This window comes from Methylomonas rivi, assembly GCF_024505165.1.
Classification (GTDB): domain Bacteria; phylum Pseudomonadota; class Gammaproteobacteria; order Methylococcales; family Methylomonadaceae; genus Methylomonas; species Methylomonas rivi.
Map to the genome: position 1 here is coordinate 71,076 of NZ_JANIBK010000003.1, position 12,516 is coordinate 83,591.

Genomic DNA, 12,516 nt, shown 5'->3' on the forward strand with positions numbered 1-12,516 from the left:
ACTACTTTCTCAACGCGGCCAACCTGTTGCCGTCCCAACCCAAGCAAACCATGATTTACACTATAGAGCCCAACCGGGATTACCGCGACTTTACCCAAGCGGACCATAGCGACAAACCCGGCCAAGCGATTAAAGCCGACGCCACCCGTCATTACGACGAATGCTACCGCGACTACCTGTTCGCCTGGTGCAATAGCGATAACCTGGCGCTGCATTACGGCTACTGGGACCAAGCCGGCCCGTATCGGCAACATCAAGCTTTATTGAACAAAAATCGGGTTTTATACGATAAAGCCTGCATCGTACCAGGCGAAAATGTACTGGACGCAGGTTGCGGTATCGGCGGCAGCAGTATCTGGATGGCCAAACAACACGGCAATCGGGTAACCGGCATCACCATCAGCGCCAAACAAGCCGACTACGCCCGCCAACACGCAAGTAGACACGGTGTAGGCGAATTAGCCCATTTTGAAGTGGCGGATTTCTGCCAAACGCCGTTTGCCGACGCTGCGTTCGATGTGGTGTGGGCCCTGGAAAGCTCGTGCCATGCATTGAATAAAGGCGATTTTTTACGCGAAGCTTGGCGGGTATTAAAGCCCGGCGGACGGGTTGTGGTCTGCGACGGTTTTTTATTGCAACGCCAGTTTAATGCGCGGCAATGGCAAGCCGTACTGACCTGCTTAAACGGCTGGGCCGTGCCCAACCTGTGCGCCCGCGATGAATTCAGCCAATTGTTGCAGCAACAGGGTTTTGCGGAGATTAATTGCCACGACATTACCGCCCAGACCCTGCCCTCGGCCGATTACATGTATAAAGTGGCCAAACGCCTGCAACCGCTGCAAAAAATCAGCCAATGGCTCGGCCTGCGTACCCCGGCACAAACCGCCAATTACTTGGTCGGCTTGGCCCAACACCGGTTATTCAGCGAAAATCTCACCGAATATTTGATTTTTACCGCCCAAAAACCCGCATAAATCGCAGTCTTCGGCAGCCCCAGTGTTATCCGGCAAGGGCTTGGATGCAGGCCACCGGTTATGGATTTTTTCAACAACAATGCGTCAATTTTAGGCGTTGACAATTCATTGGAATTAGCCATTTCGAACTTATCCCAATTAATTCAGTTGCTGAATCCGCACTTGCCGGCCTACCTTATCGGTACCGCCGGCATTCTGCTCGAATGGCGATCTTATTATTTACCAAGCGGTCGAGAGTTTCGCCGCTGGTCGGCCATGGGCGCTTTGTTATGGGCACTGCAATATATGCTGTTAGGGGCCTGGACCGCCGGACTGAGCATGGCCATTACAGCTTTAAGAACGGTATTATCCGGCCTGCAACCCCAAAAACTTTTCAAACACGGTTCGGTTGCCGGATTTATATTGATTTTTTCCGGTTTAGCTCATTTATCCTGGCAAGGTTGCATTTCCTTGCTGCCGGCCTTCGCCGTTATCAACACCACTTTGGCGCTATATTATTTCGACAACCGTAACATGCGCATTGCGCTATTGGCGTCCAGTCTGGCCTGGATAATCAACGATGTGTATTGGCAGGCCTGGCCAGCCTTGATTGCCGAAAGCGTGGCGATCGGTATCAATATTCGCACCATTCGCAAAATATTCTTAAAAGAATAAAATTATTATTTGGCTAATATGGCCGCCATTTATGCCGCACCGGGAATTATTTTCTCCAAACCGCATAATAAAATTGACAATGGCTTTAATCGGCCTAGAATAGGCTCCAGCTAGAAATTAAGTGTTACCAGTGTTTACCGATTCGAAGTCTCTTCTGTAGTTATTCGTCCTGTTTTTCATTTCGTAATTTCCACATTTACCAGCTATATCCGCCTTTTCACAAGGCTCAATTACACTTTTATAGGACTCTTTTCATGTCTACTACTACAATGACAACCGGTATCGTTAAATGGTTTAACGCAGACAAAGGCTTTGGCTTTATCGAACAAAAACAAGGCCCCGATGTTTTCGTACATTTCAGAAACATCCTGTCCACCAGCAATAACTACAAAACGCTGGACGAAGGCCAACACGTACAATTCAAACTGGGCCGCGGCCCTAAAGGCCCGCAAGCTGAAGAAGTAACGATTATCTAATTTAGCGAAAAAGTTAGCCGCAATCCTAATACTCTTAGGGTTGCGGCTATTTTTTTGCCTGTTGAACCACCCGGCTTTTCGCGTCTTCCGGATCATCTCCCGCGCCCCTTAAGACTCCCTCCAGACAGCACCGAATCCTTTAACCATCGAAATTCCTCCTCTCCGCCAGATAGAAAATAGCGGCGTTATAAATTCATAAGGCATTTAGCATCGTACCGGGTTTAAGATTCGTTTTGCATATAGAGCCATTCGGCGTAGAGTATTCACGATACTAACCACCCATCAAGCCTTTTACCATGCTTAAACATATACATCTTTTATTTGTCGCCCTTGTTGCCATCGGCTTCATCGGCCGGGTTGCCATGGCCCAATACCAACCGGAAATGCTGCAACGGAAATGGATCAAATTGTCGCCGCATATTTTGGCGGGCTTATTACTGCTCACGGGTATCGGCTTGGTTTTTCAAGGCGACTGGCTAGCCGGCAGCTACGCCTGGATTGTGGCCAAATTGATTTTGATGTTTGTTTTCATCGGCCTGGGGCTGATGACCATGCGCGAACAAGGCCAAAAACGTTGGATAGCCTTTGGAGCGACTTTGTTTTGTCTGTTTTACATCATAAAAGTAGCATTCGCCAAACAGGTATTTTTTTTCCTTTAGAGGCTTTTCAAAATTAAAGGGGAGCTTGAGTATTCATTTATCCAGCTTCCCTTCCCGCCACGATAATCCGGCTTGGCACGTTGTATGACCCACCTTGCTTTACTCAAGTCCATGTAAATTTTTTACGGCTCCGTTGAGCGGAAAATACCGGCAACAATCGCCGCTGTCATTTGTGTCATTTTATGACAGATCCGACAGCCGGAAATTGCCATATAACGGCCCTTGTCTCGGCCATATTGTGTAAGCCACTGTTTCAACAATCAATTTCGCATGGCACTGGCTTTGCTTAATGATTTGCATTTGACCTGAAAACAGTTATTCCAAGGCCGACCGATGCATCAATATAAAAATTACTACGACGTTCTGAAAGTAACCGCCGACGCGCCCATCGTGGTGATTCAGGCGGCATTCAAGGCATTAATGCAGCTTAACCATCCCGACCATTTTGAAGGCAGGGAGGATGAATCGGTAATGATTGCCATGCAGTTGCGCGAAGCTTGCGATGTGCTCACGAACCCCGCCACCAGGGAACAATATGACCGCTGGCTTGGCAAGGAAAGCGGCACCCCGCTTGAAGCAAACGGTCAGCAGCCATGTTTAAATGCAACGAACAAACAAGCCGCATGACGCAAATATTTCTATCCAACCGCCCCCATTCTTCCGGCCCGTTCAGGGTATAAGCCCATCATTACAAGCGCTGTAAAAAGCCGCCGCGCAGGTTGGATGCAAGCACGGCGGTGAACCTCACACTCTCAACAAAGCCTTGGCTAACTTTTCCGACAATTGCTCTTCGGTAAATTGCGGTTCGTTGGGAGGATACAATTCCACCTCGTCAATTTCATAACCATATTCCTTACCCAAAGCGAGCATCTCTTTGATTTTTAGGCAGGCCTTCAGCTTTTCTTGCAGTTCGGGTTCTGCTTTGGCCTTGTCGGAAAACTCTTTTATTACTTTGATTGACATCGATAACTCCGTGATCAGTCAGAAAAAAATTAATGGAAAAATCCACAAACTTTTATAGCAAAATTGTTACCAAGTTGAGGTATAGCTATTTTCCTTAACTTTTCATATAGTTACATATCAGACCAATGAAATTGGCATGGTTATTACCAGACAAAACTAATGGTTTTGTAGCAAACCGTACAATCCTTGCTTCTCTATTCGGTAAAAAAGCTGCTTTTTAACTTTAACTGTCAGCCAACTCCAAGCCGCGAAACACCGAACAACGCTTGAACACCTCCAGATCCGGTTCCAGTTGTTTTTGCTGGCAAAACTTGGCCACCAGTTTGGTCAAGCCTTTAATATCGCGCCCGGAAGCGCCGGGAAACACGCTGGCGAGTTCGGGAATCAGGGTTTCGGCCACCGGCAGCGCAAATTGCTGGGTCATCACCCGCCAGATTTTGCAGCGGTCGGCATGGTCCGGCGAGTGATAACGAATCATCGCAATACAGCGGGAAATAATGGCTTCGTCGATGTCGTCCACCCGGTTGGTGGTCATGAACAGCAAGCCGTTGAAATACTCCAACACCCGCAAAAAAACCCCGACCACGGCATTGGAAGCCAAGTTATCCGCGCGTTTTTTGATATACACGTCGGCTTCGTCGATCAGCATCACCGCCCCCCAGCGTTGAGCCCGGATCAAGGTTTCCTGCAGGGTTTTTTCCATTTCGGCCACATTCAGCCCCAGCTGTCCGGAGTGAACCCGATACAACGGCCGCTTGATGATTTCCGAATACACTTCCGCGGTCAGCGTCTTGCCCACCCCGGCCGGCCCCGCGCACAGCACGGTGGTGCCGCCGGATTTGCCTGCCACGATATCGTCGGTCAACATGTCCATTTCCGCGGTCAGTATGTCGATCAAATCCGTTTGTTCCGGCGGCAAGATCAATTTCTGTTTCAACTCCGGTTGATAAACATAGGGCTGCATATCGTCGACATGCACCCAAACATGGTGGTGCAATTCCAGATGAAAGGTCAGGATATAGCCGTGCACCGGCAGTTCGGTAAACAAACCGGGCGGTATTTCTTCCTTATACGCCTCCACCGCCGCTTCGGTTTTGCTGTCATAGCGCATGCTTTTGCCGGCCTTGCGCAGATAAGTACCCAAAATGTCGCCGGAAGCATCCAGGCTCAAGGCCCGCTCGCTAAGAATATTTTCGTCGTTAACCAAGCGGCAGGCGCCGCCGCCCGACGACAACACCACGGTATTTTTGCGGGTCCAATCGCTGCTGCGATGGCTGGCGGTAGGGTCTTCGGCATAGATGCCGGTGCCCCAAGCGGAGAATTGCTCGCCGTAGCGGGCCCGCCAGTCGAAATAGCGGCCGGCGGCTTCGTCGTAGCCGGCGATCAAATCGGCGGTTTCCTTCAAATAACTTTTGCCGGCGAATATTTCCGGAATGGTTTTATCGGCCAAATCCTTGCTGCGTATGATCAGGGTTTCATTGGCAATTTTGCCTTTGCTGTTGGCTTTCAGCTCGATCAGAATACGCCCAGCTTCTTCCTCGCCCGGCGGAGTGTAATCCAGGCGGGTAATCAGATAAGCCAGGGTTCTGCCGGAGGGCTCGACATGAAACAGCCAGCCGCGTATCGCCCCTTCCAGCAAATAACGCGCAATCGCCGGCAACAGCATTTCCAGTTGCTCGGCATTGTAGCGTTGGCTGTGCGCTCCCATGGCCTGTTGCAAGGCGTTCAATAAGGCCGCCTGTTGCTGCAAAGCCTCGCCGGCTTGCGCATAAATCCCGGCCAGACTGGCGAGTTCAACTTCACTGAGCTGGTCGTAACTCACCTGGGCCTTATTGCCGAGCCGCAATTGATCGCTTAAGGTGTGCAAGCGCGGATGCTCGGTCAATAACGGTTCCAGAAAACGTTTTTCAATCTGTAATTTCATATCATCACTCCTGTGACGGCAAGGCCATGCATAACACTTGAGAAAGATGCAACGGCAGGGCGAAGCCGCCGTTTTGAATTTGCTGTTGGCAGGAAAAGCCGTTGCTGACCAGCAAGGCCTCGGGCTCCGCGCGCAGGGCCGGAAACAGCGCCAGCTCGGCCATGGCCTGGGCATGTTCGACATGCTCGGCTTCGACGCCGAAATTGCCGGCCATGCCGCAGCAGGACGCTTCGATCAATTCAAAGTCCAGTCCCGGCACCTGTTTTAACAACTTGCGCACCGACTTGATGGCGCCGACCGCCTTCTGGTGGCAATGCCCGTGCAGCAACAAACGGGAAACGTCCGGCAAAGCCTGAAACGCCAGAGTCCAGCGTTTGGCGGTTTGTTCTCTGACGATAAACTCCTCCAGCAACACCACTTTTTCCGCCAGATTTTTCGCAGGCTCGCCTAGCCCCAGCTTCAGGTATTCATCGCGTAAACTGAGTATGCAGGACGGCTCCAAACCGACAATGCTGCGCCCGGCCTTAATATGAACCTTCAAAGCCTTGAGCAAGCGTTGCGCCTCGTGTCTGGCCTTATCCAGCTGGCCATTGGAAAAATAAGTACGGCCGCAACACAAGGGCCGGTTCGGCTCATCGTCGGCCAGCGGCCGGGCGATATGCACTTGGTAGCCGCCGGCCTCCAGCAATTTTTGCGCGGCTTCGGCGGCGGCTGGGTTGAAATAATGGTTAAAGGTATCGACAAACAATACGACTTGTTTGTCTACCGGCCCGACAGACACGGCATCCTTAGCCGACGAACCGTAACGGAACGGCTGCCGGGCGGGAACAGGCAAGCGAATCTTGGCGCTGATACCCAAGCCCGCCTCCAACAGCCGCACCACCCAGCCCAATCGATTACGCAATAGCAATAGTGGCCGCACTATCGGCCAACAGAGTATTTTGGGTAGCTCGCCCCATAGACGGCGGCGCAAGGATAGGCCGTGTTGCGCGACCTGCTGGGCCAGAAACTCGGCCTTGATCAACGCCATGTCGACTTCGTTTTCGCATTCGCGCCTGCAACCTTTGCAGGACACACACAAGGCCATCGCCTCTTCAAGAGCCGGGCTGGGGTTCAGAAATGCCTGCTCATCGTCGGCATTTAAAGCGGATTTTAAAAGTTTGACCCGGCCGCCCGGCGATAAAACCGGATTGCCGCTTATCCGATAACTGGGGCACATCACCCCTTTACCGGTCTGTTCGCATTGTTTGCTGCCGATACAGACCGCGACCGCCTTCGCATAATCGGCGCCGTGTTTGGGAATATCCGCGTAAGCATCGCCCATGCCGGCATTTTCATAAGACGACCAATCCAGAAACAGTTTCATACGCATTTGGCTGATTGAAAATTGCAATCAAGCAAAATAGACGCCAGCTACCGGGGACAGGCTCCGCCGATATTTGACGGGGTTTTGCGGAATAGAACCCTGTAGCAAACGCTACAAGCCAGCCGGAATGTATGACAGACGCCTAAACAATATCGCCGGAATTGAAGCAATCCAGGACATTAGCCACCGGCATAAACCTTGCATTTAGTAAGTTTTAATTTCTACCTCAGAGCCATGAATTTAGAAGACTTAGTCAGCCGCTATTTTATTTCCTACAGCGGCGTTAAACTCCCGCTGAAGCTGGTCAACGAAATCGAAGAAGCCGGCCTGGATAACCGCAACACCTATTTCAAGGGCTATTACGACGCCCTGGATCGGCTGGTCCGCTGCGAAAAGCTCGTCTACGGCGAAACCGAATTACTGCATAGTTATGAATACGACGAAAACGACGTATTGCGGCAGGCCGAAATTACCGATGCCGACGGCGAGTTGACCCTGCTGACCTTCGATGAACAAGGCCAACCCGACTGAGCAAACCATGCCCGATGCAATTGAAATATCACAGGCGCACAAGCGCGATATTCCGGCGCTTTGCGAACTGCTCGGCCTCCTGTTTGCCCAGGAAGCCGAATTTCAACCGGATCCGGCCGCTCAACAACGCGCGCTTAGCGGCATTATCGCCGACCAAACTATCGGCACTATATTTGTCGCCCGACACCAGGAAAAAACGGTCGGCATGGTCAGCCTGCTTTACAGCATATCAACCGCATTGGGCGGCCGAGTAGCCACCTTGGAAGACATGGTGGTACACCCCGAATTTCGCGGCGCCGGCATCGGCGCCCGCCTACTCGCCCATGCCAAGGATCATGCTTTTAATACCGGCTGCCGACGTATTACGCTATTAACGGATCGGACCAATCCGGCCGCCCAACGCTTCTACCAACGGCAGGGGTTTAACTTGTCTGACATGGTACCGATGCGGCTGCTGCTTAAACCCGAAACGGATTTTAGCGAATAGACCAATCCCCCTCCCTTCCGCTTGCTAATAGTCTCCGGCGCAAAGGCATGCCAAAACCACCGCTGCTTTCTTGTCAAATATTAGATGCGCGGCTTGTCTTGTGTGTAATGACACGACAACCTAGGTAAATAACATAGTTATATTTCATTACCGGCCTATCCGGCGATTTCATTATCAATAAAGATAAATTAAATCAGCAACTAACATAGTGGCATCATTAGTGCTCGCGCAAAAAGTCCAATTTCGATGTTTCCGGTGCATGAAAGACTCCGCCAGCTTTACGATTACTCATTTAATCAAAACCTACGATGAAGAGCTGCGCCGCGTGATTTTCCGCCGTTGCGGCTGCATCGACATGGCGGCCGATATCGTACAGGAAACCTACCAGCGCATGCTGAGCGGCGGGCTTTGGCAGCAAGCGGACAATCCGCGCGCCCTGCTGCACCGGATTGCGGCCAATCTGGCCACCGATTACCAGCGCCGCGATGCCGTGCGGGACAAATACGTCGACCAAACCGACACGCTGCCGGATTGGATTGCCGAAGCCGACAACACCCAACCCGACCGCATTCTCGCCAACCGCGAACATCTGGAACGGCTGGCGGTTATCGTTAACCAATTGCCGCCCAAATGCCGCACCGTATTCCTCATGCGTAAAATCGACGAACTCAGCCATGCCGAAATTGCCGAGCGTCTGGGCATTTCGCGAAATATGGTGGAAAAGCATCTGCGCAACGCCCTGTTGGCCTTGCAGAAAATCGATGAGTAATAACAGCTCCTGTTTTGCGGTTATCGATCGTCATATAATGCAGAACCCACAGGCAAAATTATCTTCATGAAACCGGACCCCGACAAGCAAGCAAGCGCCGCCGTCAAAAGGGAAGCAACCGATTGGTGGGCGCGTCTGGATAGCGGCGAACTTGACTCGCGGCAATACCAGGCGTTTCAACGCTGGTTGAATGCCGATCCGTTGCATACCCTCGCCTTTGATGAAGTCACCCAATTATGGGGGGAGCTGGATGCAATCAAGCCTTTGCTGGGCATGCCGGCGGCAACCCGGCAATCCGCCGGCAAACCCCGCCGCCCCCGCTCGGTTGCCCTGCCCCGCTTTCCGGCATGGCCGGTAGCCGTGGCTGTCTGCTGCCTGTTGTTTTGGTTGAGCCCGCTCGGTTTGCTGTTTCGGGCCGACTGGCATACCGGCGTCGGCGAGATACGCCGCATTCAGTTAAGCGACGGCTCGACCGTTACGCTGAACAGCGACAGCGCCTTGTCGGTTTCCATGGAGGCCGATGCACGCCATCTGAGACTACTAAAAGGCGAAGCCTTGTTTCAAGTCAGCCCCGACAAAAACCGGCCGTTTCGGGTTCACGCCGGCGCAGGCAGCGTGACCGCTTTGGGAACCGCCTTCAATATCCGCTTGCGGGATAAGGGTACCGAAGTGACCGTCACCGAGCACAGTGTCGCGGTCAATCTCGACAGGGGCGCTCAAACCGCCCGACTCGAGGAAGGTCAAAGCCTGACTTTCGACGCCCGCGACGGCATGGGCACCACGCAAATCGCCGACACCCGCGCACTGACCGCCTGGCAACGCGGCACGCTGGTATTCCAGGATAAACCGTTAGGCGAAGTCGTCGCCGAACTCAACCGTTACCATCACGGCTATATGTTCATCGGCGACGACACCATTGCCCAACGCCGGGTTAACGGCGTTTTCCATACTAACGATCCTTTGGCCGCGCTAGACGCCCTGCAAACCTCTCTGCAAATCAAAACCACCCGCATCGGCGATTATCTGATTCTGCTGCATCGCTAAAAATATTTTCATCTCCCACCTCCTGTTTTGCACAGGGTCCGCGTCATAACAACTGTGCGTATCCACAAACCAGTCAAGAGGGAGAATCATGACAACAATCACAACGGGTAAACGCCAACTTGCTCGCCAAGCTTCGGCGCTAATTCTCGGGACGGCACTTATGAGTGTCACGGCCGCCGAAGCGGCGGAAACCAGCCAACCATACAGCATCCCGCCCGGTTCGCTGGCCGGCAGCCTGAACCGCTTGGCGGAAACCAGCGGTTTGCAACTGATTTACGATTCGGCCATCGCGGAAGGCTTGTCGAGCAAAGGCTTATCCGGCAACTACACCCCTGCAGCCGCTTTGCAGCAATTATTGCGCAACACGGGCTTAACTTATCGTTTGTCGGAAAACGGCAATGTGGTGATTGAACGGCAACCACTCAATTACAGACAGGATCCCGCGGCTTTGCCGGCGGTGAAGGTGGTTGGCAAAGCGACTTACGATTCGACCGATCCTTACAATCCGGATTACAGCTTGCCGAATGCCAGTACGGCAACCAAAACCGATACGCCGATTATGGAAACGCCATTTTCGATACAAGTCGTCTCTAAACAAGTTTTACAAGATCAGCAGGTGACTAGGCTTGAACAGGCGTTAAAAAATGTCAGTGGAGTCACGATTTTTCCGGGAAATCAGGGATTTACCGATAGTTTTATGATGCGTGGGTTTCTGAATGATACAACTTATCGTGATGGGGTGTTATTGCCAACTATCTTAGGGGGCGGCACAACCAAACGAGAAGTTGCTAATCTTGAGCGAGTAGAGGTACTAAAAGGGCCGGGCTCGATTTTATTTGGCCGAGCCGAGCCGGGCGGTATTATTAATCTGGTTACCAAACAACCGCTTTCAACGCCTTATTATTCGATGCAGCAACAGTTTGGTTCCTATGACTTTTATCGAACGACAATTGATGCGACCGCCCCCCTGACAGATGACAACACTCTGTTATACAGGCTTAATATTGCTTATGAAAATACCGGATCATTTCGTAACTTCGTTGATAACGAACGCGTGTTTGTCGCGCCGGTGCTGAAATGGAATATCAGCGAGCAAACTCAAGCAACTTTTGAAATGGAGTACCAACACTTTAACGAATCGCCAGATCCTGGAATCCCCCCGCTTGGCAATAGGCCGGCAAATGTACCTATCGAAACGGCATTACACGAACCTCTTGTGAATAAAAATGATGGGGACAGAGTGATGGTTGGGTTTAACTGGTCGCACCAATTTAACGACGACTGGAAATTAAGCCACCGCTTCACTTCGGAATTTTTCGATTTCAACAACCGCACTTTGTTCTTCGGCGCCGCTACAGCAAACGGGTCTGTTTCTCGATCTTTCAATCTTGCGCCTGAAACCGAATCTCAGCGCTACATGAATACAGTAAATTTATCTGGGAAACTGGCAACCGGATTTGCTCAACACACCTTGTTATTTGGTTTCGACCACTTTCAGGAAGATGACAAAATTCGTGGAAACTGTTGTACGCCGGCTCCCGCCTTTAATATTTTTAACCCGGTATATCTTAGCACTGCTCCCCAATTGAATTCTGTTGATCGCAGTAACTATACTCAATCCTGGTATGGACTCTATTTTCAAGATCAAATTGAGTTGCCATATGGTTGGCACCTATTAGGCGGCTTTCGATATGACAATGCCGAAGGTGAAAATCATCTCCTAGGTCGGGTAACATCCAAAGAGGACCGAATTAGTCCTCGTGGCGGCGTACTTTGGCAGGCATTGCCCTGGTTATCGCTGTATGGGAGCTATACCGAAAATTTTGGCCCGTCTAGCACCTTATTTAGAAATGATAATTTAATCCTTCCTCCCCAATCGGCGCAACAATGGGAAGCTGGCTTAAAAACAGAGTTTTGGGATGGCCAATTAAGAGCTACGTTAGCTTACTTTGAACTTACTAAACAAAATATCCGAGTCCCCGGAACTACACCGCCGCTCTTCATTCCTAGAGCAGTTGGTGAAGCTGAAAGTCATGGTATTGAATTTGAAGTAACAGGTGAAATTTTACCTGGCTGGAATGTAATAACCGCCTATGCCTACACCCCTTATGCCAAGATAACCAAAGACAATACCAGTAATGGCGGCCCCGGAAATACAGGCAAGCGTTTATTTTTGGCACCAGAACATTCCGGCAGTGTTTGGAGCACCTATGAGTTTCAAAATACTGCGTTCAAAGGTCTTAAATTCGGCGCTGGAGTTGTTGGATTAGACCAAAGACAAGGGGATTCGGCTAACACCTATCAATTGCCGGGTTTTTTGACGGTAGGGTTAATGACAAGTTACGAGATGCAAATTGGAAAATCGAAAGTAACTACGCAGCTCAATGTTGATAATTTACTGAACAAAGAATATTACGCCGGCAGTAACAGCGGCAATTTCATAACAATCGGCGCCCCAAGAAGTTTTATGGGCAGTATCAGGGTTGAATATTGAAATGCCCTTGTTTCCCTCGTTCCCACGCGCTGCGTGGGAACACAGTCAAGGCGCGCTGCGTCCCGAGATCGCTCAAGGTGCGACTGGTCAGGGTTTTTTGCGTACGAGGGAATACGAAGTCCTGGTGACTTCGTTATTGGATAACGCAATTTTCCCTCGTTCCCACGCGGCGCGC

At 51.2% G+C, this 12,516-nt stretch carries 14 protein-coding genes; 11 read left to right on the plus strand and 3 right to left on the minus strand.

The window, feature by feature from the left end; all coding sequences use genetic code 11:
* Positions 1-50: 50 nt before the first annotated feature.
* From NP596_RS01400 to NP596_RS01420, 5 genes are all read left to right on the plus strand, one after another.
* Complete coding sequence (locus NP596_RS01400) at positions 51-974, plus strand: SAM-dependent methyltransferase (protein ID WP_256613414.1); 924 nt, start codon at positions 51-53, stop codon at positions 972-974.
* Between the two features lie 108 nt (positions 975-1,082).
* Positions 1,083-1,628 (plus strand): YgjV family protein, encoded by a 546-nt coding sequence (locus NP596_RS01405; protein WP_256613415.1) that lies wholly within the window; start codon positions 1,083-1,085, stop codon positions 1,626-1,628.
* A 269-nt stretch (positions 1,629-1,897) separates the two neighbouring features.
* On the plus strand, positions 1,898-2,104 hold the full coding sequence (locus NP596_RS01410; protein WP_041364370.1) for a cold-shock protein: 207 nt from the start codon (positions 1,898-1,900) through the stop codon (positions 2,102-2,104).
* Between the two features lie 296 nt (positions 2,105-2,400).
* On the plus strand, positions 2,401-2,763 hold the full coding sequence (locus tag NP596_RS01415) for a SirB2 family protein (RefSeq protein WP_256613416.1): 363 nt from the start codon (positions 2,401-2,403) through the stop codon (positions 2,761-2,763).
* 333 nt (positions 2,764-3,096) lie between these two features.
* Positions 3,097-3,390, plus strand: a complete 294-nt coding sequence (locus tag NP596_RS01420) for a J domain-containing protein (protein ID WP_256613417.1) — start codon at positions 3,097-3,099, stop codon at positions 3,388-3,390.
* A gap of 117 nt (positions 3,391-3,507) precedes the next feature.
* On the opposite strand, the gene NP596_RS01425 is transcribed toward NP596_RS01420, so the two are convergent.
* From NP596_RS01425 to NP596_RS01435, 3 genes are all read right to left on the minus strand, one after another.
* The gene (locus tag NP596_RS01425) at positions 3,508-3,726 is read right to left on the minus strand and encodes a Nif11-like leader peptide family natural product precursor (protein WP_256613418.1); all 219 of its coding nucleotides are present in this window, start codon (positions 3,724-3,726) and stop codon (positions 3,508-3,510) included.
* A gap of 223 nt (positions 3,727-3,949) precedes the next feature.
* Positions 3,950-5,650 carry an AAA family ATPase gene (locus tag NP596_RS01430; protein WP_256613419.1) on the minus strand — a complete coding sequence of 567 codons (1,701 nt, stop codon included), beginning with the start codon at positions 5,648-5,650 and terminating at the stop codon, positions 3,950-3,952.
* Positions 5,651-5,654: 4 nt separating this feature from the next.
* Positions 5,655-7,016, minus strand: a complete 1,362-nt coding sequence (locus tag NP596_RS01435) for a (Fe-S)-binding protein (protein WP_256613420.1) — start codon at positions 7,014-7,016, stop codon at positions 5,655-5,657.
* A gap of 234 nt (positions 7,017-7,250) precedes the next feature.
* On the opposite strand from NP596_RS01435, the gene NP596_RS01440 reads away from it, so the two are divergent.
* The 6 genes from NP596_RS01440 to NP596_RS01465 form a co-directional block, all read left to right on the plus strand.
* On the plus strand, positions 7,251-7,547 hold the full coding sequence (locus tag NP596_RS01440; RefSeq protein WP_256613421.1) for a DUF6156 family protein: 297 nt from the start codon (positions 7,251-7,253) through the stop codon (positions 7,545-7,547).
* Positions 7,548-7,554: 7 nt separating this feature from the next.
* Positions 7,555-8,034: a GNAT family N-acetyltransferase gene (locus NP596_RS01445; RefSeq protein WP_256613422.1), complete on the plus strand. Its 480-nt coding sequence runs from the start codon at positions 7,555-7,557 to the stop codon at positions 8,032-8,034.
* A gap of 259 nt (positions 8,035-8,293) precedes the next feature.
* Positions 8,294-8,803: an RNA polymerase sigma factor gene (locus tag NP596_RS01450; RefSeq protein WP_256613423.1), complete on the plus strand. Its 510-nt coding sequence runs from the start codon at positions 8,294-8,296 to the stop codon at positions 8,801-8,803.
* Positions 8,804-8,869: 66 nt separating this feature from the next.
* On the plus strand, positions 8,870-9,847 hold the full coding sequence (locus tag NP596_RS01455) for a FecR family protein (RefSeq protein ID WP_256613424.1): 978 nt from the start codon (positions 8,870-8,872) through the stop codon (positions 9,845-9,847).
* An 88-nt stretch (positions 9,848-9,935) separates the two neighbouring features.
* Positions 9,936-12,341 (plus strand): TonB-dependent siderophore receptor, encoded by a 2,406-nt coding sequence (locus tag NP596_RS01460; protein ID WP_256613425.1) that lies wholly within the window; start codon positions 9,936-9,938, stop codon positions 12,339-12,341.
* Positions 12,331-12,516, plus strand: a 186-nt coding sequence (locus NP596_RS01465; protein ID WP_256613426.1) for a hypothetical protein, incomplete at its 3' end; no start/stop codon positions are given. The genes NP596_RS01460 and NP596_RS01465, both read left to right, overlap by 11 nt.

What these genes read in the sequence shown, in the direction of transcription:
- NP596_RS01440 (WP_256613421.1), top strand. Translation starts at nt 7,251, where the DNA reads ATGAATTTAGAAGACTTAGTCAGCCGCTATTTTATTTCCTACAGCGGC.
- NP596_RS01420 (WP_256613417.1), top strand. Translation starts at nt 3,097, where the DNA reads ATGCATCAATATAAAAATTACTACGACGTTCTGAAAGTAACCGCCGAC.
- NP596_RS01430 (WP_256613419.1), bottom strand. Translation starts at nt 5,650, where the DNA reads ATGAAATTACAGATTGAAAAACGTTTTCTGGAACCGTTATTGACCGAG.
- NP596_RS01460 (WP_256613425.1), top strand. Translation starts at nt 9,936, where the DNA reads ATGACAACAATCACAACGGGTAAACGCCAACTTGCTCGCCAAGCTTCG.
- NP596_RS01400 (WP_256613414.1), top strand. Translation starts at nt 51, where the DNA reads ATGATTTACACTATAGAGCCCAACCGGGATTACCGCGACTTTACCCAA.
- NP596_RS01410 (WP_041364370.1), top strand. Translation starts at nt 1,898, where the DNA reads ATGACAACCGGTATCGTTAAATGGTTTAACGCAGACAAAGGCTTTGGC.
- NP596_RS01415 (WP_256613416.1), top strand. Translation starts at nt 2,401, where the DNA reads ATGCTTAAACATATACATCTTTTATTTGTCGCCCTTGTTGCCATCGGC.
- NP596_RS01450 (WP_256613423.1), top strand. Translation starts at nt 8,294, where the DNA reads ATGAAAGACTCCGCCAGCTTTACGATTACTCATTTAATCAAAACCTAC.
- NP596_RS01425 (WP_256613418.1), bottom strand. Translation starts at nt 3,726, where the DNA reads ATGTCAATCAAAGTAATAAAAGAGTTTTCCGACAAGGCCAAAGCAGAA.
- NP596_RS01435 (WP_256613420.1), bottom strand. Translation starts at nt 7,016, where the DNA reads ATGAAACTGTTTCTGGATTGGTCGTCTTATGAAAATGCCGGCATGGGC.
- NP596_RS01455 (WP_256613424.1), top strand. Translation starts at nt 8,870, where the DNA reads ATGAAACCGGACCCCGACAAGCAAGCAAGCGCCGCCGTCAAAAGGGAA.
- NP596_RS01445 (WP_256613422.1), top strand. Translation starts at nt 7,555, where the DNA reads ATGCCCGATGCAATTGAAATATCACAGGCGCACAAGCGCGATATTCCG.